Consider the following 26,000-nt stretch of genomic DNA (forward strand, 5'->3'; position numbering starts at 1 on the left):
ATCAGGAATCGACCATGAACAAGATTGCTCCCGTTGCGCTGGCGCTGGCCGGCGCATTGCTGACTGGCCACGCCGCCGCTGCCGCGAAGGGCGAAGTGCTGGTGCTGTTGTCCAGCGAGAACCAGTTACCGCTCAAGGACGGCAAGCCGTACCCCACCGGTTATTACCTCAACGAGTTCGGCGTGCCCGCCGACCGCTTGCTCAAGGCCGGCTACAAGCTGGTGCTGGTGACGCCCAGGGGCAATGCGCCGAGTGTTGACGAGCGCTCGATCGACCCGATGTACTTCGGCGGCGATGCCGGCGAGATGCAGCGAATCCGCCAGGTGGTCGAAAGCCTGCCGGACATTCGCGACACGCTGTCGTTGAAGGAGGTGCTGGCGGGCGATCTGGATCGTTACGCGGGGATCTTCATCCCAGGTGGCCATGCGCCGCTGATCGACCTGGCCAACAACCCTGACGTCGGCACCTTGCTGCGCCATTTCCACCAGGCCGGCAAGCCCACCGCCGCCATCTGCCACGGCCCGATCACGCTGCTGTCGGCGCAGCAGGATCCGGTCGCCTACCACGCCGCGCTCGCCCGTGGCGAAACCCCAGCGGCCAGCGACTGGACGTACCAGGGCTATCGCATGACGATTTTTTCTGACCCTGAGGAGCAGATGTTCGAAGGCTCGCTCAAGGAACAGCGTCTGCAGTTCTATCCCGCCAAGGCCATGGCCGGCGCAGGAGGCGACATGAGCTACGCCGAGGCCTGGCAGCCCCATGTGGTGGTCGATCGCGAGCTGATCACCGGGCAGAACCCGTTCTCCGACAAGGCGTTGGCCAAGGCGTTGCTAGAGCAGTTGGAGAGTGTCGGTAGTCGCAAGCACTGAGTAAGTGCAACTGATGGAGGCCTTGCGGATGCTGGCAGGGCCTCGGTCATTCAGGTGCACAGGCTTTGCCTCGCTTGGGGCGGCCCGCGTAGGCGGAACCTTCGACTTTGGCAAACGCCTCCACGGCTGCTTCGTTGATAAAACTGTCGTACTGGGGCGATGCGCGTAGTCGCGCGAGTTTCTCGTCGGCAACGGCCTTGAAGTAGGCGACGGTTGCTTCAAAATCACTGGGTGTTACCGTCATGCGATGCGTCCTCCCGAGTGAATGCAGCGTAGTCCGCGGCCAAGTTGTAGGCAAGGCCAATTCCCTTGATCTGGATGAAACCATCCCGCTCGTAGGCTGCCCGGGCCTGAGGCAAGGGATCTCGCACCACGACCCATTTAAGCCCCAGCATGCTGGCATAAAAGCGTACGCCGCTCAGGCACAGGGGCGCGACATGGCCTTTGGTCAGCAAGCGATCATCAGGGTTGCGCTGCAGGTACAGCACCATGATCTTCTCCTTGCTGCCCTGTGGTGAGGCCCAGCACAAACCTGCCAGCTGGTGGTGATGCCACAGGGCGATGTCGAGGGCGTTGGCATGGGCACGCCGGGTCTTCCATTTCAGTACACGCTCCCAGCCGAAATCATACCGCTGTGGATGCCAGTGCTCATACGCGGTGATGGCGCGTTCGTCGATTTCCTCGATGGCCAGCCACTGGGCGAGATGATTGTTGCGCTGGCCTATTTCCAGGGCAATCTGCCCGCGTGCGGCCTGCTTGAAACCGGCGAGTTCGGCCAGTTTACGTTCGTCCATGTCGCACCCTCGAATGCATTGGAACTGAGGTGCGAAAAGGCTAACGTGTCTGTCGCTCCGATGATGGTGGAAAGGCAGTAGGTGGATTCCCACGATTGTGTAGTAAGGCTCCGAAGGCCTGTTTTGCAGGGCCGACCGCGTTGCGCAGTACGGCCCATTGGCGAGGCGGGATCAGCGTTTGCTCGGCCGGGTAATGCCGTCCACCACCAGCACCGTGGCACCGGCCATGATGGCGATGTCAGCCAGGTTGAACACACCGGTGTGCAGGGTGCCGATGTTGAGGACCAGGTAATCGACCACGTGGCCGTCGCGAAACAACCGGTCGATCAAGTTGGACAGCCCGCCTACGGCGATGAACCAGGCCGCGCTGGCCTTGATCGGTGCCGATTGCCAGTGGCGCCAAGCCCAGACCATGGCCCAGGCGCACACCACGCCGACGGCGACCACGAACACCATTTGCTTGAACCACGGAGCCAGCCCGGCGCCGAGGCTGAGGAACGCTCCGGGGTTGAGGCTCAGGGCCAGGTCCAGCCAGGCGCTCGAGTTGCCATAGACATAGCTGTGATTGTTCAGAGCGACAAGGGCGATCAGTTTCACCCACTGGTCGAGAATGATGAAAGCGACGCCCAGAGTGAGGACGAGGGTACGGCTGGAAAACATGCTGACAATTCCTTTAGTGCGCGAATGCGGTCGTCCACCATTGGCGGGCAAGCCTGCGGCGCGGCGAAGATAGCGCAACTGGATGGATACAGAAAGCATCGAGTAGTGGGTCGCACAGGAGTATCACGTTGCGGCAAATTGCCATTAATGTGAGTGTTGGCGGAGGAAGGAGGACGAAATTGATGAAGTCAGGATATGTATATGTTTTACAAAATCCGGCATTTGGGCCCTATGTAGTGAAAATCGGTGAGACGTCCGATACGCCTGTCGCCCGTGCACAAAGCGTCTATTACGGCGCAACGGGTGTACCCACGCCATTTTTTGTGTATTGCGCCTATACGGTAGGTGATCGGAAACTGGCGGAAAAACGTGTCCATAAACGGCTGAAAGCGTTTCGCATGAATAATCGGCGCGAGTTCTTCCGGGCAGCTCCAGAAGTAGCCGCGGCATTGGTGCTTGAGGTCTGTACTGAAATCAACAGCCATTTGGGGCTGCCTTCTCCTGTTGCTTTTACTGTTCCAAGCATCCCTCCTGTTACCGCGAGCGGTGCAAGTCGAAAACGAGGGGAACTGCAATCGGAAGACCCGGAGGAGCCTTCGCTCAAGACATTAAAGGTTAGACTTGCAGATATCAGACCGAGCGCCATCGGTACGAGTACCCTGACGGAAGAACAGCAGGACCGCGTGTGTGTGCTTCAAATGCAATTATTCAATGCATTGCCGGGGGATCGCTCAGAGTGGCTGCACGACTTCAGCAGGGATACGAATCCAGAAAGGGAGATTCGAATCTGGGAGTCTCTTGCGAAAGCGTATCTTTCGATTGAGGAGCTACCAATAGCCACTGATGATCTCAAGCGTGAAGCTTTCAGTCTGCTGCTCCAGCGGACCATGGCATCGACGGATGAGGTGCTTGCCGAGGCAGAGTTGCAAAATTTTTGCTCCAAGACGGCCAAACGTCTTCTGGAACTTTATGAATTGAAGCCAAAGCCGGTTAGCGTGGTGTACAGGTAGTCAATGCAGAAGGGGCGCCATCTGGCGCCCCTTCGTCGTGCAGCTTAGGCTTCAGCGTCCCATGGACGATCGCCTTTTTCATCCTTGACGCGGGTCGGCAGGCCCATCACGTCCAGCGCCTTGAGGAACGGCTCGGCCGGCAGTTCCTCGACGTTGACCATGCGCCCGGCGTCCCATTCGCCACGGGCGACCAGCAGTGCGGCGGCCACCGGCGGCACGCCGGCGGTGTAGGAGATGCCTTGGCTGTCGGTCTCGGCGTAGGCTTCTTCGTGGTCGGCCACGTTGTAGATGAACACCTCGCGCGGCTGGCCATCCTTGGTGCCCTTGACCAGATCACCGATGCAGGTCTTGCCGGTGTAGCCCGGGGCCAGCGAGGCTGGATCCGGCAGCACGGCCTTGACCACTTTCAGCGGTACCACTTCCAGGCCTTCGGCGGTCTTGACCGGCTGCTCGGAAAGCAGGCCGAGGTTCTTCAGCACGGTGAACACGTTGATGTAGTGCTCGCCGAAGCTCATCCAGAAGCGCACGTTCGGCACGTTCAGGTTCTTCGAGATCGAGTGCACCTCGTCGTGACCGGTCAGGTACAGGTTCTGCGAACCCACCACTGGCAGGTCGTCGGTACGCTTGACCTCGAACATGGTGTTGCTGGTCCATTGGCTGTTCTGCCAACTCCAGACTTGCCCGGTGAACTCGCGGAAGTTGATTTCCGGGTCGAAGTTGGTGGCGAAGTACTTGCCGTGGGAACCGGCATTGACGTCGAGGATGTCGATCGAATCAATGCGGTCGAAATACTGCTGCTGCGCGAGTTTGGCGTAGCTGTTCACCACACCCGGGTCGAAGCCGACACCGAGAATGGCGGTAATGTTCTTCTGCTGGCATTCCTCGAGGTGCTTCCACTCGTAGTTGCCATACCAGGGCGGGGTTTCGCAGATCTTGCCCGGTTCTTCGTGAATCGCGGTGTCAAGATAAGCGACACCGGTATCGATGCAGGCACGCAGCACCGACATGTTGAGGAAGGCGGAACCAACGTTGATCACGATCTGCGACTCGGTCTCGCGGATCAGTGCCTTGGTCGCCTCGACATCGAGGGCGTTGAGCGAGAAGGCCTGGATGTCGGCGGGTACCTTGAGGCTACCCTTGGCCTTGACGCTGTCGATGATGGCCTGGCATTTGGAGATGTTCCGTGACGCAATCGCAATACGACCCAGTTCGTCGTTATGCTGTGCGCACTTGTGGGCCACCACCTTGGCGACACCTCCTGCACCAATGATAAGAACGTTCTTCTTCAATTCAGCTTTTCTCCTTCGTGAAAGCCTGTCTTACGACAGGCTCGAAACGTAGTCTTCGAACCCGAACTCGCGCACCAGCTCGACGCTGCCGTCGAGCTGCTTGACTGCGATGGATGGCATTTTCAGACCGTTGAACCAGTTTTTCTTGACCATGGTGTAACCGGCGGTGTCAACGAACGACAGGCGGTCACCGATCTGCAGCGGCTTGTCGAACTGATACTCGCCGAAGATATCGCCGGCCAGGCACGACTTGCCGCAGACCATGTAGGTGTGCGCGCCGTCGTTGGGCGCCATCTTGGCGTTGAGGCGATAGATCAGCAGGTCGAGCAGGTGTGCCTCGATCGAGCTGTCGACCACGGCCAGGTGCTTGCCGTTGTACAGGGTGTCGAGCACGGTCACTTCCAGCGAGGCGCTGTTGGTGATGGCCGCTTCGCCCGGCTCCAGGTAGACCTGCACGCCGTACTGTTGCGAGAAGGCTTTCAGGCGTGCGCAGAACGCGTCCAGCGCGTAGTCTTCGCCGGTGAAATGGATGCCGCCGCCGAGGCTGACCCACTGGACCTTGTGCAGCAGGTGGCCAAAGCGTTCCTCGATGTGCGTGAGCATCTTGTCGAACAGGCCGAAGTCGCCGTTCTCGCAGTTGTTGTGGAACATGAAGCCGGAGATCTTCTCGATCACCTTCTCGATTTTCTCAGGGTCCCACTCACCGAGGCGGCTGAACGGGCGCGCCGGGTCGGCCAGCAGGTAGTCGGAACTGCTCACCTGCGGGTTGACGCGCAGGCCGCGCACCTTGCCCTCGGACTGTTCGGCGAAACGCTCAAGCTGGCCGATGGAGTTGAAGATGATCTTGTCGCAGTTCTCGAGCATCTCTTCGACTTCATCGTCGGCCCAGGCCACGCTGTAGGCGTGGGTTTCGCCGGCGAACTTCTGGCGGCCGAGCTTGAGCTCGTACAGCGAGGACGAAGTGGTGCCATCCATGTACTGCTGCATCAGGTCGAACACCGACCAGGTGGCGAAGCACTTGAGGGCGAGCAGGGCCTTGGCCCCGGACTGCTGGCGCACGTAGGCGATCTTTTCCATGTTGCCCAGCAGCTTTTGTTTATCGATGAGGTAGTACGGCGTCTTGATCATTTAAAGGCCCCCGGCCAGGCCGGCCAAAAAAAGGACACGCATTGTGCCTTCACTTGCCGCGGTACGAAAGGGCGCGAGGCGCATTTCGTCCGAGTCGCCCACGCACGGCGCTGTTGAAGCGCCATCTGGCCCGTGATTGCGCCGTCCCTGGCGCGGGTTCGGCCGGTATCGCGAGGATTGGCCAAATATGCTTTTTCATCGGGCGAGCCCAGTTGAACAGATCAATGTGACGATCCTGGTCTGCCACGTGATCGTGGCACGGGCAGGGGGCGCCACAGGCTGACAGAGCCAGGCTATCACCACCCAATAGCGCTTCTATTAGACCTCTGCCCAGGCTCGGCTAGTCTTTGTGCGGGTTCCGTGAAAAGCCGGTGCACAGGCGTGCCCGGCCACTACTGATGAGCAGAGGGCGTGCTTGCGGGCGCGCCTGTTCCGAGACCTGGCAGCAAACATACAAGAACGCCCGGAAATCTGAATTGAACCGACCCGAAAGGTAGAAGCAGATGGCGAACGAATCGAAATGCCCGTTCCACCAGACCGCCGGTGGCGGCACCAGCAACCGTGATTGGTGGCCTGACCAGCTCAACCTGAAGATCCTCCACCAGCACTCCAGCAAGTCCGATCCCATGGACCCGGACTTCGACTACGCCAAGGCGTTCAAGAGCCTCGACTTCCAGGCCCTGAAAAAAGACCTGGCCGCCTTGATGACCGATTCCCAGGACTGGTGGCCGGCCGACTTCGGCCACTATGGCCCGCTGTTCATCCGCATGGCCTGGCACAGCGCCGGCACCTACCGCATCGGTGACGGCCGTGGCGGTGCCGGCTCCGGCCAGCAGCGCTTCGCCCCGCTCAACAGCTGGCCGGACAACGTCAGCCTGGACAAGGCCCGGCGCCTGCTGTGGCCGATCAAGCAGAAGTACGGCAACAAGATCTCCTGGGCCGACCTGATCGTGCTCACCGGCAACGTTGCTCTCGAATCCATGGGTTTCAAGACCTTCGGCTTCTCCGGTGGTCGCGCCGATGTGTGGGAGCCCGACGAGGACGTGTACTGGGGCTCGGAGAAGGTCTGGCTGGGCGGTGACACCCGCTACGGTAAGGATCAGGTCAAGGCCCAGCCCCCCGGCCAGGGTGACTTGGTGGCCGAGCCTGCCAAGCATGATGACGAACAGAACCGTGACCTGTCGGCCGAGCGCAACCTGGAGAACCCGCTGGCCGCCGTGCAGATGGGCCTGATCTACGTGAACCCCGAAGGGCCGGAGGGCAACCCCGACCCGGTCGCCTCGGGCAAGGATATCCGCGAGACCTTCGGCCGCATGGCCATGAATGATGAAGAGACCGTGGCGCTGATTGCCGGCGGTCATGCCTTCGGCAAGACCCATGGCGCGGGCCCCGCCGACAATGTCGGCGCCGAGCCGGAAGCCGCGGGCCTGGAGCAGCAAGGTTTCGGCTGGCACAACAAATTCGGTACCGGCAAGGGCGCCGACACCATCACCAGTGGCCTGGAAGTGATCTGGACCTCGACCCCGACGAAGTGGAGCAACGAGTACCTCAACAACCTGTTCAACTTCGAGTGGGAGCTGACCAAGAGCCCGGCGGGCGCCCATCAGTGGCGACCGAAGGATGGCAAGGGCGCGGGGACCGTGCCGGATGCCCACGACCCCGGCAAGAAGCACGCCCCGTCGATGCTCACCTCCGACCTGGCGCTGCGTTTCGACCCCATCTACGAACCCATCGCCCGACGCTTCAAGGACAACCCAGACCAGCTCGCCGACGCTTTCGCCCGCGCCTGGTACAAGCTGATCCACCGCGACATGGGCCCGCTGGCCCGTTACCTCGGGCCGGAAATGCCCAACGAGGAGCTGTTGTGGCAGGACCCGCTGCCCAAATCAGGCCCTCAGCCGAGCGACGCCGATATCGCCGCGCTCAAGGCCAAGGTGCTGGCGTCGGGGCTGAGTGTGTCGGAGTTGGTTTCCGCCGCCTGGGCCTCGGCTTCGACCTTCCGTGGCTCCGACAAGCGCGGTGGCGCCAACGGCGCCCGCTTGCGCTTGGCACCGCAGAACGGCTGGACGGCGAACCAGGGCCTGGACAAGGTGCTGACGGCACTGGAGAAAATCCGCGGCGAGGGCGGCAACAAGATCTCGCTGGCCGACCTGATCGTGCTGGCTGGCAGCGCGGCCGTGGAGAAAGCGGCCAAGGACGCCGGGCACAACATCAGCGTGCCGTTCCATCCGGGGCGTGTGGATGCCTCGCAGGAGCAGACCGACGTCGAGTCGTTCGCCGTGCTCGAGCCGCTTGCCGACGGTTTCCGTAACTTCAGCAAGGCCCGCTACAGCGTCAAGGCCGAGAAGCTGCTGCTGGACAAGGCCCAGTTGCTGACCCTCACCGCACCGGAGCTGACCGTGCTGATCGGCGGCCTGCGGGTGCTCGGTGCCAATCATGGCGGCAGCAAGGACGGCGTGTTCACCGACAGGGTCGGCGTGCTCAGCAACGACTTCTTCCGCAACCTGCTTGACATGGGCGTGGAGTGGAAGCCGACCTCGGCGGACAACGAGGCGTTCGAGGGGCGTGACCGCAAGACCGGCCAAGTGAAATGGACCGCCAGCCGGGTCGACCTGGTGTTCGGCTCCCATGCGCAGCTGCGTGCCTTGAGCGAGGTGTATGGCAGCAGCGATGCCAAGGGCAAGTTCGTCAAGGACTTCGTGGCGGCGTGGGTGAAGGTGATGGAGCTGGACCGCTTCGACCTGCCGTGAGGAAAGGCGTGGGGGCGGGGCAACCCCGCTCCCACGAGAAGCCACAGGGCAACCCGCTACAGGTCTTGAGATACCCCAGGCTGATCGTTGCCCGGCGTGTCCTCATGCAACGAAGCCTGTGAGGTCTCCGGCAACGCCAACCCGCCCACCAGGGCCAGCAAGGCAATCACCACCAGGTAGAAGGCCGGCGCCAGGCGGCTGCCGCTCTGTTCGATCAGCCAGGTCGCCACCAGCGGCGCGGTACCGCCGAACAGGGTGTAGGCGACGTTGTAGGTGATCGCCGAGGCGGTGTAGCGGCTTCGGGTGGGGAAGCATTCCGACAGCAGCGCGGCGGTGACCACACCGCTCATCAGCGCGCCGATGGCCAGCAGGATCACTCCCAGCAATGCCCCCGACAGCGAACCGGAACTGGCCAGCCAGTAGGCGGGGAACACCGCGAGCATCACCCATAGGCACGTAAAGCCGATGGTCCTGCGCCGTCCGACACGGTCGCTGAAGGCACCCGCCAGCGGGCAGCCAGCGGCGGCGAACAGCAGCGCAACGGTCGAGACCAGCAGCGCCTGGGCGCGGCTGAGGTGGCCGACCGTCTGCAGGTAGGTGGCGAAGTAGGTGGTGAACATGTAGAACGACAGTGCCGTCAGCGAGATGAACGCGCCCAGGTTGCGAATGGTGCGGCCATGGTGGCGCAGGGTGTCGCCCAGCGGCGAATGCGCATGGGCCTTGCCTTCGGCCAGTGCCTGGCGAAACGCCGGGGTCTCCTCCATGCGCCAACGCAGGTACAGGCCCACCAGGCCCAGGGGCGCGGCAACCAGGAACGGTACGCGCCAGCCCCAGGCGTTCATCGCCTCGGGCGTGAGGCTGGCCTCCAGTCCGTAGGCGATGACTGCCGCGCAGGCAAAGGCGGAGAAGGTCGAGACCGGCACGAAGCTGCCATAGAACGCCCGCTTGCCCCGTGGCGCGTGCTCCATCAGGTAGGCGCAGGCACCGGCGTATTCACCGCCCGCGGAAAACCCCTGCAGGCAGCGGGCGAGGGTGAGCAGTACCGGAGCCAGCACGCCGATGCTGGCGTAGGTCGGCAGCAGGCCGATCAGGGTGGTGGAACCGGCCATCAGCAGGATGGTCAGCGACAGGATGCGCTTGCGTCCGAGCCGGTCGCCCAGCGCGCCGAACACGATGCCACCCAGCGGGCGCAGGGCGAAGGCCACGGCGAACACGGCGAAGGTCTTGAGCAGGGCGACGCTGGCGTCCTCACTGGCGAAGAACTGATTGGCGATCAGGGTGGCGAGAAAACCGTAGACGGCGAAGTCGAACCATTCGACGAAGTTGCCGATGGCCGAGGCGGCGATCACCCGCCGCAAGGTGGCGGGCGGGACCTCATGGGGGATGGACATGGATGCTCTCCGTTGCTCTGGCAGCCTGGGCGGATGCGGCGCGCTCAGGTCGCGCCGTCGTTGTTCTCGGGCCAGTAGACAAGCGGCAGGGCGAGCAGGCTTTGTCGAGGGCGACCTCCGGATATTCGTTAGCACCGCCCCTTGAGCTTGGAAGGACAAACATGATGTGTGGAAGCGGGCCTGCGCGCGTGGCGCTTGCAGTAAGCTTCCCCTTCCAATCCCCGCAAGGAGGCTCACCATGGGTGCGCGTGGCAATGACCGGCAAATCGACAACATCGAGTTCAACGTGGGCGATATCGCCCGCAGCAAGGCTTTCTACGGCCAGGTGTTTGGCTGGACCTTCACCGACTACGGGCCGACCTATACCGAATTCAGTGACGGTCGCCTCACGGGTGGTTTCACCACGGGCGAACCGGTTCGTCCGGGTGGGCCGCTGATCATCCTGTATGCCGCTGACCTGGCGCAGGTGCAGCAGCGCATCGAGGCTGCCGGCGCCCGAATCAGCCGCCCGGTGTTCGCGTTTCCTGGCGGGCGGCGTTTCCATTTCATCGACCCCGACGGCTATGAACTGGCGGTGTGGACGGCCGACGCCGCGTAGGGGTCAGGCCGGGCTGTCGATGCAGACGCGGTTGCGTCCCTTCTGCTTGGCCTGGTATAGCGCCTTGTCGGCCCTGGCCAGGGCGTCGGCAGGCGTGCCAGCGTCGCGGGGCTGCCAGCTGGCAACACCCAGGGAGATGGTGACGGTACCGGTCGGTACGATCGGGGTGTGCTCGACCGTCAGGCGCAGGTGGCCGGCGACAGCTGTCGCCACCTCCAGGCCGGCACCCGGCAGCAGCATGAGGAACTCCTCGCCGCCGGTACGGCACAGCACGTCGCCTTCGCGGCAGGTCCCGCGCATCAGCCTGGCCAGCTGCTGCAGCACACGGTCGCCGGCATCGTGGCCGTGGCTGTCGTTGATCCGCTTGAAGTGATCAATGTCCAGCACCACCACGGCAAACCCGCACTGCTCGGCCTGTTGCACCCGCAGTGCCTGTTGCAGCCCGCGCCGATTGACCAGCCCTGTCAGCGGGTCGGTCTGGGCATCTCGGTTGAGCCGGCCGATGCGCTCCTGCAGCAGGTTCACGCCGAACAACAGGGCACGCTTGAGCTCCGCGGCCTCTGCATACCAGGCACGGACCTGGTGGATGCGTTCGGTGGTCTGCTGTTGGCCCATGCCCCGGGCGACACTGGCCAACTGCCGCAGCGGGTGGGCGATGACTTGCGTGAGCCAGTACAGCAGCAGGCAGCCGAGCAGCGCCAGCGGCGCGGAAATCACCACTACATTGAGGATCAGCTGGCGAAGCGGTTCCACGGTTTGGCGCAGTGGCTGCTGGGCGACGATGGTCCAGCCGGCACTGGGTACCGTGGCGAACCCGGCGAGCATCTCCACGCCCTGGCTGTTGACCAGGCGCCGGGTGCCATGGTCGAGGTTCGGCAGGTCGTCGAGCAGCGCGTTTTCGCCTACCAGGGTGCCGACCCGTTTGCTGTCGGGGTGAAACAGCAGCCGGCGGTTGCGGTCGACCACGTACAGGTACGAGCCGTTCTGGTAGAAGTGCGTGCCCAGCAGGCTGTTGAGCAGGTTGCGTTCGCGCAGGTACAGGCTGCCGCCGATATAGCCGTGGTAGTGGCCGCTGGCGTCGAAGATCGGTTGCGAGAGCACCACCAGCAGGTTGTCGGCCGCCGACAGGAAAGGTGTGGAGACCAGCGTGCGGCGCTCGCGCAAGGCTTGCCGGGCGCCGGGTGAGGTTGCCTGGCTGCCGGCCAGGTGCTGCAGCGGTGCGGGCGATAGCGAGCGCACGGTCCCCTGGGCGTCGACCCGCAGGGTGGAGTTGAACAGGTTGCTCTGTTGCTGCAGGCGGTCGATCTCAGCTTGCACCAGGCTGTCGTCATCCGGGTGCAGGCCACTTTGCCGGGCGCCGTAAGCCAGTTGCTGCAGGGCATTGACCAGGGTGGTCTCGGTCACGGCGGCCAACTTGGCGGCATAGGCCCGGTTGGCCTCCAGGGCGCTGTCGATCAGCAGCTGCCGCTGTACCCGGTAACTGGCGAAATAGCTGGCCAGCAGCATGACCAGGGCCGTGGTGGCGCAAAGGGCGAGTATGAGGGTGCGCAGGTCGGGGCGCGGTCCGTGCGGGGTGAAATATCGCAATCCTTGGCCTCGTCGGATACAGCGGAAAACACACCTTACGCGCTTGGTCCAAAGTGGACCATGCTTGAGCGCAATTGCAGGGTTGGAGGACAAAGGTGGCTCCGGTTTCCCACGGGACTCACGGAATTATCCTCCCTTGTTACCTACGTTCAGGGGGCAGTCTGCTCCAGTGCTTGCAGGTCGTCCTCGACTTGTTGCATGCGCTCCTGCACCAAGGCCTGGACCTTGGCGTCGCTGGCGCTTTCGCGCATCAGCGTGGTGAGCTTCTCGCTCAGGCGCTTGCCTTCCTCGCTCTGGCCCAGTTCCCTGGCCTTGGCCGGATCGCGGGTGGCCTGAACGATAAGGTCGAACTCGGCATCGCTGAAGTGCTCTTCGCTGTAGAGCCTGAACAGGTCACGGCGCTGGTCGTCGACGGTCAGGTGCTTGCGCAGCACGTCCTTGATCTTGTCCTGGGGCACCTGCGCATGGGTCATGGCCAGCAGCCCGGCCATGCGCTCGATGTTGTGGTCGTAAGCTTCCTGCAGGGGCAGGTTGGCGAGGATCTTTTCCTCGCGGCTGGGCTTCTGGTCGCAGGCGGCGAGGGCGGCGAGCAGCAACACGGGGAGCAGTAGACGGGGCAGGCGGGGCATGGTGGGGCCTTGGGCACGGTAAGGCCTGGGAGTGTACTGTAATCCCGTGATCGAGGAATCAGCGTTGCAGCGGATTGCGCAGGCGTACCCAGAGGATCGCCGGCAGGGCCATCAGCAGCCATTTCAGGTAGCGGTTCACTTCGTAGTGTTCACAGGCCACGCCGATGAGGGTGCAGACCACCACCACGGCCACGAACTGGATCATTCTTTCCATCAGCAGGTTTCCATCATTGCAGGGGCCGGACGGGCCGCGGGCGCACTGTAGCAGGAGTCGCAGGCGCCGCAGGCCGGCATGCCACACGGCGTAACACTTTTGCGCCGCTGGCAGGTGCCAGGTTGGCTATTGTGCGGCAATCCCGCCAGCCAGGGAAGGTAACCCCCATGACCCTCTACAAAGGTGGCTTGCCAGCGTTCTGCGCCACCTGCGGCAGTTCCCTCGGCGCCATTGATGATGCGCCGACGGTGGCCTTGCTGCTGGGCAGCTTCGATGCCAAGGGCGACCAGGCCCTGCGCCCGGCACGCGCGTCTGTACAGTCTGACAGATCCTTCCAGCCTTCCTGCACAACACTCAACACCGCGTTCATTTTCATTCCCGCTGTATTCGCCTACCGTCTCCTTCCACCCCCATCACAAGGAGATCACGCATGCCTGAGCTTGCGTTGTACAAGGTGAAACTGCTGGATGAATTCGAGGCCCGCGAGGACGACTGGAGCTTCAGCCACTTCGAGCGCCGCCTGACCCAGGTCAAGCCTGCCGCCAACTACCAGGATGCCAAAGGCATTATCAAGGCTGCCCACCTGGCGAACAACTGGCCGAAAACGGTCCGGCGCTACCTGCTGAGCAACTACCGATTCCACGGCAATGTCAGCAGTGAGCTGACTGAAACCTTCGTGCAGGTGCTGGCGGGCATGACGCCGTTGGAGCTGCAGGCGTGGAGGTTGCCGCCTGCAGGATACATGGGCTGAGATGCAGGCTGTAACCTCTGCTCAGCGCTATGACAAACGATGCTGGGGTCGCGAAGCGGCTCCAGCGCTTTCAGGCGCGAAACCGCAGTACCCGCGCCCCATCATACGGATCGATCAGGTAGTGGGCCTGAACCCCGAATGTCGCCGATATCCGCTCCGGTGTCAGCACCACCTCCGGTATCCCCAAGGCAACCAACCGTCCTTGGTCAAGCACCGCCAACCGGTCACAAGTCAACGCCTGGTTGAGATCATGCAAGGCCACCAGGGTCGTCACCGACAGCGCTTGAACCTGCCGCAGCAGGCTCAGTTGATGCTGGATATCAAGATGATTGGTCGGCTCGTCCAGTAGCAGTACCTGCGGCCGCTGGGCCAGGGCCCGGGCGATGTGCACGCGCTGGCGTTCGCCGCCGGACAGCTCGCCCCACAGGCGCCGACGCAGGTGGCCGGCGTCGGCGTCGGCCAGGGCCTGCTCGACGATGGCACGGTCGTCCGCGCCGAACGGCGCAAGGGCTGACAGCCACGGTGTGCGGCCGAGTGCCACGGCGTCGTAGACGCTGATGGCGTCCAGGGTATCGGCCTGCTGTTCGACCAGCGCCAGGCTTTGCGCAACCCGGCGACGCGGCATGCGCTCCAGCGCCTCGCCCAGCAAACGCACGCTGCCGCTGCTGGGCGTGCGCAGGCCGGCGAGCAGCTTGAGCAGGGTTGACTTGCCCGATCCGTTGGGGCCGACCACACCGAGGGTCTCGCCGGGCATCACGCTCAGGTCGATGTCTTGCAGCACTTCGCGGCCGCCCAGGCGCAGGCCCAGCCCCTCGCAGACAAGCGGGGCGTTGGCGAGGGCGGTCATCACGGTCATGGACGCCCCCGGCGGCTGACCAGGATCAGCGCGAACACTGGCGCGCCGATCAAGGCGGTGACCACGCCCACCGGGATCACCTGGCCGGCGATCAGGGTCCGCGAGAGGATGTCGGCGACAATCAGGAACAACGCACCGCCCAGCGCGCTGGCCGGCAGTAGGCGGCTGTGCCCGGGGCCGAGCAGAAGGCGCAGGGCGTGGGGGATGACCAGGCCGACGAAGCCGATGGCACCGACGATCGAGACCATCACCGCAGTCACCAGCGCCGTGCAACTGATCAGCAACAATTGCGTGCGCCGCACCGGCACGCCCAGCGAGGCCGCCGAATCGGCACCGAAGGTGAAGGCGTCCAGCGCCCGGCGGTGCCACAGGCACACCGCCAGCCCGAGCACGGCCACCGGCAGCGCTAGCCAGACCGACGGCCAGCGCACGCCGCTGAGGTTGCCCAGCAGCCAGAACAGGATGCCCCGGGCCTGTTCGGCGGTGGCCGACTTGGTGATCAGAAAGGCCGTCAGCGCGTTGAACAGTTGCGAGCCGGCGATGCCGGCGAGGATCACCTGCGCATTGTCGTGTCGGCTGCCGCTGGCCCGCGACAGCACCAGTACCAGGGCGAACGCGGCCAGCGCACCGATGAAGGCACCGGCCGACAGCGACAGCACCGCGCCGCCCAGGCCGAACAGCCCCACCGCCACGGCACCGGTCGAGGCGCCTGCCGACAGGCCCAGCAGGTACGGCTCGGCCAGCGGGTTGCGCAGCAGCGCCTGGAGGATCACCCCGCAGGTCGCCAGCCCCGCGCCACAGGCGGCGGCCACCAGGGTGCGCGGGAGGCGGTAGTTCCAGACGATGCCGGCGTCGATGGGGTCGAGCGCATGGCCGGCCTGCCACAGCTGGTTGGCCAGTACCTGCCAGACCACCTCGGCGCTGATCCGCGTCTCGCCGATGGCGATCCCGGCGAGCATGGCCAGGCACAGAGCGAACAGCGCGAAGGCACTGATGGGCAGCAAACGGTTCATGGTTGTGGCGCTTTACCACTGGCAAAGGCGCTGGACAGCACCTCCAGGCCACGGAACAGGCGGATGCCGGCCTGCATGGCGTCGGCGTCGAGGACGATGATCCGGCCTTGCTTGACCGCGTCCATGTTGCGGGTCACCGGGTCGCTGCGCAGGAACTCGAGCTTTGTCTGGTAGTCGTCGGCGGGGTAGCGGCGGCGGTCCATGCGCGCGACGATCAGCCAGGTGGGGTTGGCCCTGGCCAGGGTCTCCCAGCCTACCGCCGGCCATTCTTCGCGGGACTCGACCACGTTGCGCACGCCGAGGGTCTGCAGCATGAAGTCGGCCACGCCCTGGCGACCAGCGACGTAAGGGTCGACCTTCAGGTCGGCGCTGGAGAACCAGAACAGCGCGCTGGTGTGACTCAGGTCCTGGCCGGCCAGGCGTTGCCGGGCCTGGTCCAGCTGGCCCTTGAGCTCGGCATTGAGGTGTTCGCCGCGATCCTGCACGTCGAAGATCTCGGCCAGCTGACTGACGCTCCTGTAGATGGTGTCGATCCTGAACGGCTGCAGGCGGGTACCGTCGGCGCCCACCAGGTTGTCCTTGCCTTCGCAGTCCGAGGGCAGCAGGTAGGTGGGAATGCCCAGCTCCGCGAACTGTTCGCGGGTGCCGACCGCGCCTTGGGCGCCGACCATCCATTCGAACTGCGCGGTCACCAGCTGCGGGCGCTTGCCGACCACCGCCTCGAAGCCCGGCTCGTTGTCAGCCAGGCGCTCGACCTTGTCGTTCTGCGCCTTGAACTCGGGCAGCACGTTGTTGAACCACAGCGAGGTGCCCGCCAGCCGCTCGCCCAGGCCCAGGGCATAGAGCAACTCGGTGCCGGCCTGGCCGATGGTCACCACGCGCTGCGGGGCCTGGGCGAAGGTCTGCGGCAAACCGCAGTTGTCGATGGTCAACGGGTAGCGGGTGGCGTCGGCGTGGGCCAGGCCCGCCAGTGACAGGCCGGCGAGCAGGGTGGCGAGGCGGTACGGCATGGTGGGGCGATCTCCTGTCGGGTGGTGCACGGAATGGCCCACGGACAGGCATCGCCAAGCGTCGCGCGGCAAGCACGCGGCCAGGGGCGGATGACCATCCCGGACACCCCGCCGGTTGGTGAATGCGTGCCGGCAGGTCTCCTGACTGGTGCGTCCTGGCCGGCGCCGGCCTTCCCGGGGCGGCAGACCCAGTGGCATCGATGGCGCAGGCTCGGCACCTACAGTTGCGGGGGCAGTTCCCTTTGGCCCGCCCTCGGCGCGCCCGGGATTCCCTTTTGATTCCGTGTGGAAACCGGCGGGCGGCATGGTAGACCATCGGGCCATCGGGTGAAAACGCTTTTACAGGTACTTGAGCCAGGCGATGTCGCGCCGCCGCGCCTTGAGCCGGGCGAAGCCGCGCACCGGCAGGTACAGGGCGATCGCCAGCAGCACCGCGACCAGCCACACCGCGCCGATGCCGTCGAAGCCGAAATAGCTGCCCTGGTTCAGGCCGAACAGCCCCACGCAGGCCACATACAGCAGCTTGAGCACATATAGGTGCAGCAGGTAGAAGAACATCGGCGCGGCGCCGAACACTGCCAGCGGGCCGATCCAACGGGCGTCTCCCGCACGCTCGAAAGTGCGCAGCAGCAACAGGCCAGCGCCCAGGGTCAAGGCCAGGAACAGCAGCGACGGCGGGTATTTGGTGATGTTGAAGAAGCTCATCAACGTCTGCCAGCCGTTGGCGTAGAAGGTCCACGGCGCCTCGCCGTAGCCATTGAGCAGGCGCAACACGACAAAGCCGAGCAGCAGCATCATGCCGCCCAGCAGCAAGCGCTGCTGGCGCTCGCCGGCATCGCTGCCGCGGCCGAACCAGGGGCCGAGCCCGTAGCCCAGGGCGATCACGCCGATCCATGGCAGCACCGGGTAGGAGGTACGCAGGCGCAAGCCGTCGGGCAGCTCCAGCCAGCTGCGCTCGTGCAGGATCGCCCAGGGTACATGCAGCGCCGAGTGCGGCGCGAAGTGCAGGCCATCGAGCAGGTTGTGGCCGGCGACGATCAGCGCGCCGAGGGCCAGCAGCAGCGGGCGTGGCAGCCACACCAGCAGCGACAGGGCGATCATGCTCAGGCCGATGGCCCAGATCACCTGCAGGTAGATCACGCTCGGCGGCAACTGGAAGGTCCAGGCGAAGTTGACCAGGCTGAGCTCCAGCAGCACCAGGAACAGGCCGCGCTTGAACAGGAACGTCGCTGCATCGCCCCGGCCTTGGTGCTTTTCGCCGTAAAGCCAGGCCGACAGCCCGGTGAGCAGCACGAACACCGGCGCGCACAGGTGCGCCAGGGTGCGGCTGATGAAGAGGCTGGGGTCGGTCGCGTCGATGGTCATCGGGTCGCTGACCTGACGGTGCAGGAAGAAGGTTTCGCGCACGTGGTCCAGCAGCATGAACAGGATCACCAGGCCGCGCAGAGCGTCGATGCTGTGCAGGCGTTGGCTGGGGAGGGCGGTCGGGAGGCTGGTCATCGAGGAGGGTCGCTGGCAGAGGTATCATTCAAATGAAATGTTATTTTATTTCATTTGTTTGTACCTGGATACAGCCATGCGCTGGCACTCCACTTGAATCAGCCCTGAATCAGTGGTCCCAGCCGCTCGGCCAGGGCCTGGACCGTCGCGCTCACCTTGGGCAGATGCCCACGGTTGCGACGCCAGGCCAGGTTGATCGGCAACCCCTCCATCGCGTACTCCGGCAGCACTTGCTGCAACGTCCCGGTGTCGAGCTGGCGCTGCACCAGCCAGGTCGGCAGTTGGGCAATGCCGTGCCCGGCGCTGATGGCCAGGGCCTGCCCCTCGGCATCGCCGATGGCCAGGCGGCCCGGCATCGGCCGCAGCTGCGCCAGGCCCGGGCGGGCGCCGGCGAAGTGCAGGGCCGGCGTGCTGCCGTCGGCGCAGGCGTAGAGCACACAGCCCTGGGCCTGCAACTGCTGCAGGTCGCGGGGCGTGCCGTGCCGGGCGAGGTAGGCGGGGGCGGCGCAGAACACCAGGCGCTGGCTGCCCAGGTAGCGGTGCTCGATGCCCGGCTGCCAAGTCTGTGGTCCACCGATGCGCACGACGATGTCGATGCCGTCCTCGGCCAGGTCGACGAAGCGGTCGGAGAGGGTGATGTGCGGTTGCAATCGCGGATGCAGCGCGGCGAAGTCGAGCACGGCGGGCAGTCCGTGCAGGCGGCCGAAGGTGGCCGGCAGGTCGATGCGCAGCTTGCCGCAGGGGGTCTTGTGCTCGTCGTTGAGGGCCAGTTCGGCCTCTTCGATCTCCGCCAGCACGCGGGTGCAGGTGCGGTAGTAGTCGGCGCCACTGTCGGTCAGGGCCAGGCGTCGGGTAGTGCGCTCGAACAGGCGTACCTGCAGGCGTTTCTCCAGGCGGGCCACGCCCTTGCTTACGGCGGAGCTGGTGAGGTTCATGCGCTCGGCGGCGGCGATGAAGCTGCCGGCGTTGGCCACGCTGACGAAGAAGTCGATGTCTTTCAGGCGTTCCGAGGCGGACATGGCATGGACTCGCGATTGCTGAATATTGTTCACTTGATAAGGGAATATCTACCAGTAATCGGAACAACATTCCAGATTAAGCTGGCCTGCCATTCATCGAGGATCGCAGTAGATGTCCACCTCCAGCTTGACCCATGCCACCCTGGCGCGGCCGGCGCCGCGTGCTGGGCTGTCGATCGGCCTGTTCGCCGTCGGCGGCTTTGCGGTGCTGACCACCGAGTTCCTGATTCTTGGCCTGCTGCCCGCGCTGGCACGCGACCTTGGACTGTCGGTGGCAGGCGCGGGCCAGTTGGTCACCCTGTTCGCGGTGACCGTGATGCTGTTCGGGCCGCCGCTCACCGCCTGGCTGTCGGCCCTGCCACGCAAGGGGCTGTTCATCGCCATCCTGCTGCTGTTCGCCGCCTCCAATGCGCTGTCGGCGCTGGCGCCGAACGTCTGGGTACTGGCCATGGCGCGGTTCCTCGCCGCGTTGGTCCTGCCGGTGTACTGGGGTACCGCCAGCGAAAGCGCCGGGCAACTGGTGGGCCAGGGGCGCGAGGGCTGGGCGGTGGCGCGGGTCTACTTGGGGATCACGGCGGCGTTCGTCTTTGGCATCCCGCTGGGCACCCTTGCCGCCGGGATGGTCGGCTGGCGCGGCAGCTTCTGGTTGCTCGCCGGGCTGTGCCTGCTGGTGGCGCTGCTGATGTTGGTCTGGCTGCCACCCCTGCCGGCGGTCCCGGCCCGCGCCGCGGGAGAGCGGCAGTCGGTGATTCTCAAGGACCGTCGTTTCATCGCCCATGTGCTGCTGTCGGCGCTGGTGTTCACCGCCATGTTCACTGCCTACACCTACCTGGCCGAGATCCTCGAACAGCTCGCCGCCGTGCCGGCCAACGCGGTCGGTTGGTGGCTGATGGGCTTTGGTCTGGTGGGCATGCTCGGCAACGCCCTGGCCGGACGGATCGTCGATCGCAGCCCGCTGCGGGCCACGCTGTTGCTGTTGGCGATGCTGGCCTTGGGCATGGGCCTGGTCACCCCGGTGATCGGCAACCCGCTGCTGCTGGTGGGCGCCCTGGCCCTGTGGGGCATCGCCTACACGGCGCTTTTCCCGGTGTGCCAGGTGCGGGTGATGCGGGCCGGCGCCAAGGCCCAGGCCCTGGCCGGGACCCTCAACGTGTCGGCGGCCAACGCGGGCATCGCCGCCGGTGCCGCGCTGGGGGGCGCGGCGATCCAGGGGCTTGGTCTGGCTGCACTGGGTTACGTGGCTTGTGGGTTTGCTGTGTTGGCGTTGATGGCCACGCTGGTGCTGCAACGGAGCGAGTGAGTTCTGCTCCACCGTCCAGCCAAGGCGCGGTTACGCCATAGGGGAGACGGCAGCCGGGTTTGAGATGGCTGCAGAGCGACTTGTTGCAATCCTGCCGATCCTTAGTCAATCAGCCAGGCAGGGGCGCCTTCGATCAGGACACCGCCATGGCTGGTCTTGTCTCCCTGGCGTGCCGCAGCTGAGTTCATCCCCTCTGCCCGCGCCACTGATGACGGTGCCTTCCCCGTGGAGAGTGCAAAGGTGGTGATGGTCGACTCGGGCGGTGACCAACGAGTCAGTTGACCCTCATTTGCGCTTCCTTTTACTTGGCTGGACAGGGGCTTGCTCGAAAGCCTCCGGCGGAGGAGGTGCGGCACGGACGTTGAACAGGTGGCAGACGATGTACCAACAGACGGCGAGAGTGAAGTTGTAAGGAAACAGCACTGCCCAAAACGGTAACTGCCAGTTTTTTTTGCCCTGCATTTCCCCAGGTTCGCCGGTTCGCCAAGGGGCGTAGTGACGCCAGGCTTCGCCTGGTGTCAGACAGATGGCGTGCAGAGGTTTGTGCCACCAGTTGGGTTCGCGGGGAGGAGGGAGTTTGGCCGGGCCGTTGTTCATGAAGTGGCGAAGGTATTCCCAGACTTCGGCGACGTGCTTGATGCCGGATTCGGTGGGTTCGTTGCTGTCGACCCATAAGCAATCTTTTTGGTGCAGGCTGCCATCCTCCCGAGGTGGGGCGAAGGCGAGTGCATAACTGGTGCTGAAGGATGAGCCGCCGAATTCAGTGCGTTGGAATACGCCTCCGTATAAATTTTTCCAATTAAAGGTTATAAGTTTTTTGCCTCGCTGATAGTAAATTTTCTTGGTTGAGCAGTTGAAATAAAATCCAGAGAGGTTTCTTATAAAATAGACTCGGTAAAGCAGGAAGGGAAGAAAAATTAAGGGTGAAATTGTCATCATGGCTATGAAGGCAAGATCGAGGGCGTCGATGTTTAATGATTTTATTGATAGTAACTCTGGGTAGATAGTAATCATTCCTCCGAGGATCAGTGCTGTATAAGTTTTTCCCATAAAAACGGAGTCTGTTACCCATGGGTTTCGTAGGCATAATGTGTTGTTATGCAAATTTACTAGCTGTCCAGTAATTGCGGCTTCATTTTCGGATTTTGAGTTTATAGTAAATATCCATTTAACTGTCATGGTCAACGCTCGAGACGAAAAATTGAATTAACCTCATTTTTTCATTCAAGCCTTGATTGGAGCTATAGACTAAATGCAGTGAGGCATGATTTTGGTGGGTCAGCGTGTGCTTGAAATGCAGAATCAAGCCGGCGCCCACAACGTAGCAAACAGCAGAAAGTGGAAATACGACTATTTCACCGTCTTCACGAAGGCTGCTCAAGCTACCTGACCATTCGCTTGTGCCTACGATGAAGCCCGGTAGGAATACTGTGAATTCCACGGTGGATTGTGTAGTGGTGACTTCGTTATGGGTGATGGCGGTCCAGTTTGCTGGCGTCCAGTAATTATTTTCATACCAACCGCTGTCGACTCCGGTTATACCAAAGTATCGCGCTTCTTCTGCAGATATTAACCTTGGTCCGTAGTGCTCGTCGTGCCAGGCTTTAAGTTCGTCTTGCAGTGAGGGAAATTCAGGAAGTTTTTGTTCGTGATCCAGAACGATCTCGGAACGTGCCTCTCCATCGTTTTTACGATTGCCGAATATGCTCCGTGCTGCCCAGAATTCAATAGGGGAGTGCAGGTGCGCATGTGCCTGGGCGTGAAGGTATAAGCCTCCGGCAATAATCGCTATTCCTAGAAGCACTAGCCCGGCTGCGGCCCACCCAGCAAAGGGCACTACTGACGTAGCTCCCGCAACTGCGAGTCCAGCTTCTAGGGCGACCACAGAACCAGCAGCCACGGTCAGTCCACCGCCCACCGTATACCAAGCGGCGGTTGAGTTGCCGTTACTGTGCTGGCGCCACGCCTTTGAGAAATCAGAAAACAAGCCAAAGCCAATTGCGGGATATCCCGCTAAGCGCGCAAAGAGATTACTACTTAGGAACTTGATCACGCCGTTACCAAACGCCATCCCCGGCGCCGTCGAACTCAACCTCAGCATCACAGCCTTCTGCGTTGCCCGCACGCTGACCAATGTCGCCGCGGCCGCACCAATCACCCCGAAAATCGACGCCGCAAACCCCAAGGTGTATTCCGGCGCATCGCTTTTCTGCAGGCTGTTGTAAGCCGTCTTCAGCGAGATCACGTTGAACCACAGCATCCCGGCGTTCAGACCACCGCCTCCGCCCGACGTAAGCAACCCGAGCAAGTTGGGTTTAACCCGCGCAGTGGTGGTCAACTCAACCGCCACCGTCCGATTGCCCGAAATACGCAGCTGCTTCATTTCCTCAACCTGCGCCATGCCGCTCTTCAAATACCGCTCCACCTCCTGGCTGAACGGGTTTTCCCGGATGACCTGGTCGGTGATCTGGTAACGCGCCGCCAACAGCCCCAGCGCTTTCTCGGCATTGGCCTCACGCGCCGCCAGCAGCACCTGCTGACGCAGGGTGTGGCTGGCATCCCAGCGGGTTTGGCCGCGCAGGCGTTTGAGCACCACGGCGTTGACGGACTGGGCAGTGAGATCGGTGATGTCGGCAATGGCCGGAAAACGCCCGGCCAGCCCTTCGATGACATTGTCGCTGCCCCCCAGCACACCGCCGGCCGCATCGGCTTTGTCCTTGAAGGGGTTGAACGGCGCCAGGGCGGTGTAGAGCGGGCTGTCGTGCTGGTCCAGCCACTGTTCCAGGCGTTTGAAGCGCAGGTCTCGGTCTTCGGTACCGGGTGTCGGCTGGCCCATCGGGTAAATCAGCAGGGCCAGGGCGATTTCCAGGCCACGGGCCGAGATGCGTTCGTTGCGGTCATAGCACGCCAGTGCGGCGGCCAGGCTGTAGGGGGCATCGATATGCGCAGCTTCGGCCGTGGCCAGCCACGCGTCGTGATCATGACTGGCTTGCAGGGCAAGGTTGCGCAGGCCTGCAATGCGCTGCTCCAGCTCATCGCGTTCGGCGAGGAACTGCAGGTATTTGTCGGTATCGATGCGCAGCGCCAAACGCGCACCGTTTGGGGAATAGTCCTCGTGAGTGAGGGCCCGATAACGTGCCTCGGCCGGGGAGAGGGGGCATCCGGTGCGGGTGGACTGCAGCCTGATCTCGACCACTTCGGTAGAGGGCATATCCGCTGGGTACATCGTCTCCAGGGTTTTGTTCAGCAACAGGGCGACCAGGTTGCGATGGTGAAAATCGCGGCTCTGCTGGCTGAGCCGTTCGGCATCGAGCTGGTAGCATGCCGGTACGCCTGCCTGCTCGGAGCCTTGTGCAGGTTTGGTGTGTTCCAGTTGCTCGGCGGGCATCAGGTCGTGCAGTTGGTGCTGGTAGGCCGAGACCGACAGGCTCAGGTCCAGGGCCACGCCTTCAGCATCAGCCAGCGCCACCACCACCGGTATTTTCGGCTGGGTGCTGGGATAGTCCCGGGCAATGGCGTTGAGCCTGCCGATGGACAAGATGCCGGTGGACGCGTGGCTGCTCCAGCTCAGGGACATACGCCGGCTTGCCGGTTTGTAGTCTTCGACCCAGTTTTGCAGCGCACTGAGCGGCAGTACATGGGGCTGGGTGGAGGGGACTGGGTTGCCGGCAATCAGCTCGGCCATGTCCAGCTGGCGCATATGCCGTTTGCGCAGGGCTGCTGAAGCGGTGATGCGGGCAGTCGTGGTGTTGGTCCACAGGTGCGGGCTGTAGCCGATCCACACTTCCTTGGCGGTATCCGGGCAGGTGTCGGCCCATACCCAGCCCATGCTCTGGCTGGCCAGGTAGCGTTCGCGCAAGTGGTAGCCTTCCAGGCCCTGGTAGCGCAGCTCCCGGTAATGTCCTTCGCCGTCGTACTCATGAATGATCAGCTTTTCGCCCTGAGGACCTTTCATGAACACGTAGATGTAGCCTGGGCGCAGCGCGCGCAGGGTGTAGGACGAGTGCTGCAGCGGGGCGAAGCCTTGTTCCAGGTTGAAGCCTGCGCCTGCGTAGCGACAGGCCGGGGCATCGCCCGTACGCGGCACGATGGCATAGCGCACCGGCAGGATGGGCACGCGTGGGCTGCAGGCGGGGCCGGAGGTGGCACTGCTGACGGTGGCGTCAGTCATGGATTAGCTCCTTGCGTGGGGCCAGTGTTTGATTGGCTGGGCATGAGAGGTCGTTCGGATACGGCTGTCCTTGAACGAGACGGGGCTCGTCATTGCCTGGCATCTTGGAAGTGGCCTGTAGGCTATCGCAGCATGACGGCGTTGAGCGCCTCGATTGGGGCTCGGGGGTTTGGTGCTGACGTGTTCCGGGGGGCGTTCGCATAAGGTCCTCGCTGGCTGACAATGGCCGTACCGTCGTGCAGGCCCGTGGCTGGCTGTTGCAGCCAGCCATGGGCGACGTTACGCAGACCTGAAACACTAGCGAGGAGCGGATTGAGGGTGGTCGACAGGGCTTCCCAAAACCACGTAGGACGTTTCTCTGATTTTCCTTTTCAGCGCTTATTGGCAGTATTCAGTTACATCTCACCGGCGAATCCGCGTGGGCAGGCGATCCGCCGCCGGGGCTCAGAGATCCAGCACCAGGCGCGCCGAGCGCGCCCGCGAGACGCACAGCATCAGGGTCTGTTGCGAGGCTTTCTCCTCGTCGCTCAGGTACTGGTCGAAATGCTCGGCCTCGCCTTCGAGGATCGCCGTCTCGCAGGTGCCGCACACGCCTTCGCGGCACAGGCACTCGACCTTGGCGGCCTTGGATTTCTCGATGGCCTGGAGAATGGTCATGCCTTGCTCGACTTCCAGTTCGGTACCGGAGCGCGCCAGTACCACGGTGAACGCCGAGCCTGCGGCCGGCGCGGCGGCGGCGAACTGTTCCCAATGCACGCGGGACTCGGCGATGCCGGCGGCGGCGGCGCTGGCGATCACCGCGTCGATCAGCGGCTTGGGCCCGCACACATAGAGATGGGCGTCATCGGTGAGCCCCGCACAGAGCGCGGTGAGGTCGAGCTTGCGCCCCAGGCTGTCGATATAGAAGCGGGTGTTGCCGGCATGCGGGCCTTGCGCCAGGTCGCCCTGGAAGGCGCCGTGCTCGGGGGCGCGGAAGGCGTAGTGCAGCTCGTAGGGGGTGGCGCCGCCTTCGAGCTCGTGCAACTGCGCCAGGAACGGGGTGATGCCGATGCCGCCGGCGATCAACACGTGGCGTCCCGCCTTGGGGTCGAGGGCGAACAGGTTGTTGGGGGTGGAGATGGTCAGCTCGCTGCCCACCTCGACCTGCTGATGCATGAACGCCGAACCGCCCTTGGACTGCTCCTCCAGCCGCACGCCGATCTGATAGCTGTGCAACTGGCGCGGGTCGCTCATCAGCGAGTAGGCATTGCTGAACTGGCTGCCGCAGGCCGACTGCATCTGCACGATGACATGGCTGCCGCCGCTGAAGGCGGGCAGGGCGGCGCCGTCGGCGCGGGCCAGGGTGAAGCGCTTGATCTGCGGCGTGGCCTGTTCCACGCCGGTCACGCGCACCTTGAACATTTCGTATTGCTTGGCCATGGCGTACCTCGACAACGAAGCCCCGCGCCAGGCCCTGGCGCG

Annotated in this window: 23 protein-coding genes, 1 pseudogene and 1 riboswitch; of the genes and pseudogenes, 7 read left to right on the plus strand and 17 right to left on the minus strand. The window is 63.6% G+C overall.

The genetic code is table 11. From position 1 onward, the window contains the following. The first annotated feature begins 14 nt into the window (after positions 1-14). Positions 15-869 carry a type 1 glutamine amidotransferase domain-containing protein gene (locus AC25MA_RS06055; RefSeq protein WP_486971875.1) on the plus strand — a complete coding sequence of 285 codons (855 nt, stop codon included), beginning with the start codon at positions 15-17 and terminating at the stop codon, positions 867-869. A gap of 46 nt (positions 870-915) precedes the next feature. On the opposite strand, the gene AC25MA_RS06060 is transcribed toward AC25MA_RS06055, so the two are convergent. From AC25MA_RS06060 to AC25MA_RS06070, 3 genes are all read right to left on the minus strand, one after another. Beyond that, positions 916-1,113: a hypothetical protein gene (locus AC25MA_RS06060; RefSeq protein WP_082750428.1), complete on the minus strand. Its 198-nt coding sequence runs from the start codon at positions 1,111-1,113 to the stop codon at positions 916-918. Then, complete coding sequence (locus AC25MA_RS06065) at positions 1,094-1,663, minus strand: hypothetical protein (RefSeq protein WP_062360774.1); 570 nt, start codon at positions 1,661-1,663, stop codon at positions 1,094-1,096. Before AC25MA_RS06065 ends, AC25MA_RS06060 begins: the two co-directional genes overlap by 20 nt. A gap of 171 nt (positions 1,664-1,834) precedes the next feature. After that, positions 1,835-2,323, minus strand: coding sequence for a signal peptidase II (locus AC25MA_RS06070; protein WP_062360772.1), 489 nt, complete (start codon positions 2,321-2,323; stop codon positions 1,835-1,837). Between the two features lie 182 nt (positions 2,324-2,505). Here AC25MA_RS06070 and AC25MA_RS06075 point away from each other — a divergent pair, with 182 nt between their 5' ends. Beyond that, positions 2,506-3,333, plus strand: coding sequence for a GIY-YIG nuclease family protein (locus tag AC25MA_RS06075; protein WP_082750427.1), 828 nt, complete (start codon positions 2,506-2,508; stop codon positions 3,331-3,333). A gap of 44 nt (positions 3,334-3,377) precedes the next feature. Here AC25MA_RS06075 and AC25MA_RS06080 read toward each other — a convergent pair whose 3' ends face one another. Beyond that, entirely contained in the window at positions 3,378-4,622 is a 1,245-nt protein-coding gene (locus AC25MA_RS06080; protein ID WP_028691662.1) for a saccharopine dehydrogenase family protein, read from the minus strand. Between the two features lie 30 nt (positions 4,623-4,652). Further along, positions 4,653-5,750, minus strand: a complete 1,098-nt coding sequence (gene nspC / locus AC25MA_RS06085; protein ID WP_028691661.1) for a carboxynorspermidine decarboxylase — start codon at positions 5,748-5,750, stop codon at positions 4,653-4,655. Between the two features lie 503 nt (positions 5,751-6,253). Here nspC and katG point away from each other — a divergent pair. Continuing rightward, the gene (gene katG, locus AC25MA_RS06090) at positions 6,254-8,500 is read left to right on the plus strand and encodes a catalase/peroxidase HPI (RefSeq protein WP_486971876.1); all 2,247 of its coding nucleotides are present in this window, start codon (positions 6,254-6,256) and stop codon (positions 8,498-8,500) included. Positions 8,501-8,556: 56 nt separating this feature from the next. Here the strand turns inward: katG and AC25MA_RS06095 are convergent, their stop codons facing one another. Further along, positions 8,557-9,891, minus strand: a complete 1,335-nt coding sequence (locus tag AC25MA_RS06095; RefSeq protein ID WP_186597146.1) for an MFS transporter — start codon at positions 9,889-9,891, stop codon at positions 8,557-8,559. Between the two features lie 238 nt (positions 9,892-10,129). Here AC25MA_RS06095 and AC25MA_RS06100 point away from each other — a divergent pair, with 238 nt between their 5' ends. After that, positions 10,130-10,489, plus strand: a complete 360-nt coding sequence (locus tag AC25MA_RS06100; RefSeq protein ID WP_088852947.1) for a VOC family protein — start codon at positions 10,130-10,132, stop codon at positions 10,487-10,489. Between the two features lie 3 nt (positions 10,490-10,492). On the opposite strand, the gene AC25MA_RS06105 is transcribed toward AC25MA_RS06100, so the two are convergent. From AC25MA_RS06105 to AC25MA_RS06115, 3 genes are all read right to left on the minus strand, one after another. Further along, positions 10,493-12,076 (minus strand): sensor domain-containing diguanylate cyclase, encoded by a 1,584-nt coding sequence (locus tag AC25MA_RS06105; protein WP_236248589.1) that lies wholly within the window; start codon positions 12,074-12,076, stop codon positions 10,493-10,495. Positions 12,077-12,225: 149 nt separating this feature from the next. Continuing rightward, complete coding sequence (locus tag AC25MA_RS06110; protein ID WP_028691656.1) at positions 12,226-12,705, minus strand: hypothetical protein; 480 nt, start codon at positions 12,703-12,705, stop codon at positions 12,226-12,228. Between the two features lie 58 nt (positions 12,706-12,763). Then, complete coding sequence (locus tag AC25MA_RS06115) at positions 12,764-12,919, minus strand: hypothetical protein (RefSeq protein ID WP_155952705.1); 156 nt, start codon at positions 12,917-12,919, stop codon at positions 12,764-12,766. 167 nt (positions 12,920-13,086) lie between these two features. Between AC25MA_RS06115 and AC25MA_RS06120 the strand changes: the two genes are divergently transcribed. Together AC25MA_RS06120 and AC25MA_RS06125 are read left to right on the plus strand one after the other, a co-directional pair. Next, a complete protein-coding gene (locus tag AC25MA_RS06120; RefSeq protein WP_232108757.1) occupies positions 13,087-13,377 on the plus strand; it encodes a hypothetical protein in 291 nt (96 codons plus the stop codon). Further along, positions 13,350-13,670 (plus strand): hypothetical protein, encoded by a 321-nt coding sequence (locus tag AC25MA_RS06125; RefSeq protein ID WP_028691652.1) that lies wholly within the window; start codon positions 13,350-13,352, stop codon positions 13,668-13,670. The genes AC25MA_RS06120 and AC25MA_RS06125 overlap by 28 nt, the downstream gene beginning before the upstream one ends. Before the next feature lie 70 nt (positions 13,671-13,740). Here AC25MA_RS06125 and AC25MA_RS06130 read toward each other — a convergent pair whose 3' ends face one another. From AC25MA_RS06130 to AC25MA_RS06150, 5 genes are all read right to left on the minus strand, one after another. Next, entirely contained in the window at positions 13,741-14,526 is a 786-nt protein-coding gene (locus tag AC25MA_RS06130) for an ABC transporter ATP-binding protein (protein ID WP_186597148.1), read from the minus strand. Beyond that, the gene (locus AC25MA_RS06135) at positions 14,523-15,539 is read right to left on the minus strand and encodes a FecCD family ABC transporter permease (protein WP_186597150.1); all 1,017 of its coding nucleotides are present in this window, start codon (positions 15,537-15,539) and stop codon (positions 14,523-14,525) included. The genes AC25MA_RS06130 and AC25MA_RS06135 overlap by 4 nt, the downstream gene beginning before the upstream one ends. Beyond that, on the minus strand, positions 15,536-16,549 hold the full coding sequence (locus AC25MA_RS06140; RefSeq protein WP_486970795.1) for an ABC transporter substrate-binding protein: 1,014 nt from the start codon (positions 16,547-16,549) through the stop codon (positions 15,536-15,538). The genes AC25MA_RS06135 and AC25MA_RS06140 overlap by 4 nt, the downstream gene beginning before the upstream one ends. Positions 16,550-16,663: 114 nt before the next feature. Further along, a riboswitch (cobalamin riboswitch) is annotated at positions 16,664-16,861 on the minus strand. Positions 16,862-16,888: 27 nt separating this feature from the next. Beyond that, positions 16,889-18,049 (minus strand): acetyltransferase domain-containing protein, encoded by a 1,161-nt coding sequence (locus tag AC25MA_RS06145; RefSeq protein ID WP_486971877.1) that lies wholly within the window; start codon positions 18,047-18,049, stop codon positions 16,889-16,891. A 98-nt stretch (positions 18,050-18,147) separates the two neighbouring features. Continuing rightward, complete coding sequence (locus AC25MA_RS06150) at positions 18,148-19,068, minus strand: LysR family transcriptional regulator (RefSeq protein ID WP_062573683.1); 921 nt, start codon at positions 19,066-19,068, stop codon at positions 18,148-18,150. A 112-nt stretch (positions 19,069-19,180) separates the two neighbouring features. Between AC25MA_RS06150 and AC25MA_RS06155 the strand changes: the two genes are divergently transcribed. Further along, entirely contained in the window at positions 19,181-20,368 is a 1,188-nt protein-coding gene (locus tag AC25MA_RS06155; protein ID WP_486971878.1) for an MFS transporter, read from the plus strand. Positions 20,369-20,653: 285 nt separating this feature from the next. Here the strand turns inward: AC25MA_RS06155 and AC25MA_RS06160 are convergent, their stop codons facing one another. The 3 genes and pseudogenes from AC25MA_RS06160 to AC25MA_RS06170 form a co-directional block, all read right to left on the minus strand. After that, entirely contained in the window at positions 20,654-21,547 is an 894-nt protein-coding gene (locus AC25MA_RS06160; protein ID WP_280071577.1) for a hypothetical protein, read from the minus strand. Between the two features lie 2 nt (positions 21,548-21,549). Then, a pseudogene (locus AC25MA_RS06165) lies at positions 21,550-24,539 on the minus strand (T6SS effector BTH_I2691 family protein). A 444-nt stretch (positions 24,540-24,983) separates the two neighbouring features. Next, on the minus strand, positions 24,984-25,958 hold the full coding sequence (locus tag AC25MA_RS06170) for a PDR/VanB family oxidoreductase (RefSeq protein ID WP_486971879.1): 975 nt from the start codon (positions 25,956-25,958) through the stop codon (positions 24,984-24,986). Between the last annotated feature and the right edge of the window lie 42 nt (positions 25,959-26,000).

This window comes from Pseudomonas sp. P65(2024) (assembly GCF_057480955.1).

Excerpts from the sequence above, each read along its gene's own strand:
- AC25MA_RS06055 (WP_486971875.1), top strand. The coding sequence starts at position 15 with ATGAACAAGATTGCTCCCGTTGCGCTGGCGCTGGCCGGCGCATTGCTG.
- AC25MA_RS06060 (WP_082750428.1), bottom strand. The coding sequence starts at position 1,113 with ATGACGGTAACACCCAGTGATTTTGAAGCAACCGTCGCCTACTTCAAG.
- AC25MA_RS06065 (WP_062360774.1), bottom strand. The coding sequence starts at position 1,663 with ATGGACGAACGTAAACTGGCCGAACTCGCCGGTTTCAAGCAGGCCGCA.
- AC25MA_RS06070 (WP_062360772.1), bottom strand. The coding sequence starts at position 2,323 with ATGTTTTCCAGCCGTACCCTCGTCCTCACTCTGGGCGTCGCTTTCATC.
- AC25MA_RS06075 (WP_082750427.1), top strand. The coding sequence starts at position 2,506 with ATGAAGTCAGGATATGTATATGTTTTACAAAATCCGGCATTTGGGCCC.
- nspC (WP_028691661.1), bottom strand. The coding sequence starts at position 5,750 with ATGATCAAGACGCCGTACTACCTCATCGATAAACAAAAGCTGCTGGGC.
- katG (WP_486971876.1), top strand. The coding sequence starts at position 6,254 with ATGGCGAACGAATCGAAATGCCCGTTCCACCAGACCGCCGGTGGCGGC.
- AC25MA_RS06095 (WP_186597146.1), bottom strand. The coding sequence starts at position 9,891 with ATGTCCATCCCCCATGAGGTCCCGCCCGCCACCTTGCGGCGGGTGATC.
- AC25MA_RS06100 (WP_088852947.1), top strand. The coding sequence starts at position 10,130 with ATGGGTGCGCGTGGCAATGACCGGCAAATCGACAACATCGAGTTCAAC.
- AC25MA_RS06110 (WP_028691656.1), bottom strand. The coding sequence starts at position 12,705 with ATGCCCCGCCTGCCCCGTCTACTGCTCCCCGTGTTGCTGCTCGCCGCC.
- AC25MA_RS06115 (WP_155952705.1), bottom strand. The coding sequence starts at position 12,919 with ATGGAAAGAATGATCCAGTTCGTGGCCGTGGTGGTGGTCTGCACCCTC.
- AC25MA_RS06120 (WP_232108757.1), top strand. The coding sequence starts at position 13,087 with ATGACCCTCTACAAAGGTGGCTTGCCAGCGTTCTGCGCCACCTGCGGC.
- AC25MA_RS06125 (WP_028691652.1), top strand. The coding sequence starts at position 13,350 with ATGCCTGAGCTTGCGTTGTACAAGGTGAAACTGCTGGATGAATTCGAG.
- AC25MA_RS06130 (WP_186597148.1), bottom strand. The coding sequence starts at position 14,526 with ATGACCGTGATGACCGCCCTCGCCAACGCCCCGCTTGTCTGCGAGGGG.
- AC25MA_RS06135 (WP_186597150.1), bottom strand. The coding sequence starts at position 15,539 with ATGAACCGTTTGCTGCCCATCAGTGCCTTCGCGCTGTTCGCTCTGTGC.
- AC25MA_RS06140 (WP_486970795.1), bottom strand. The coding sequence starts at position 16,549 with ATGCCGTACCGCCTCGCCACCCTGCTCGCCGGCCTGTCACTGGCGGGC.
- AC25MA_RS06145 (WP_486971877.1), bottom strand. The coding sequence starts at position 18,049 with ATGACCAGCCTCCCGACCGCCCTCCCCAGCCAACGCCTGCACAGCATC.
- AC25MA_RS06150 (WP_062573683.1), bottom strand. The coding sequence starts at position 19,068 with ATGTCCGCCTCGGAACGCCTGAAAGACATCGACTTCTTCGTCAGCGTG.
- AC25MA_RS06155 (WP_486971878.1), top strand. The coding sequence starts at position 19,181 with ATGTCCACCTCCAGCTTGACCCATGCCACCCTGGCGCGGCCGGCGCCG.
- AC25MA_RS06160 (WP_280071577.1), bottom strand. The coding sequence starts at position 21,547 with ATGACAGTTAAATGGATATTTACTATAAACTCAAAATCCGAAAATGAA.
- AC25MA_RS06170 (WP_486971879.1), bottom strand. The coding sequence starts at position 25,958 with ATGGCCAAGCAATACGAAATGTTCAAGGTGCGCGTGACCGGCGTGGAA.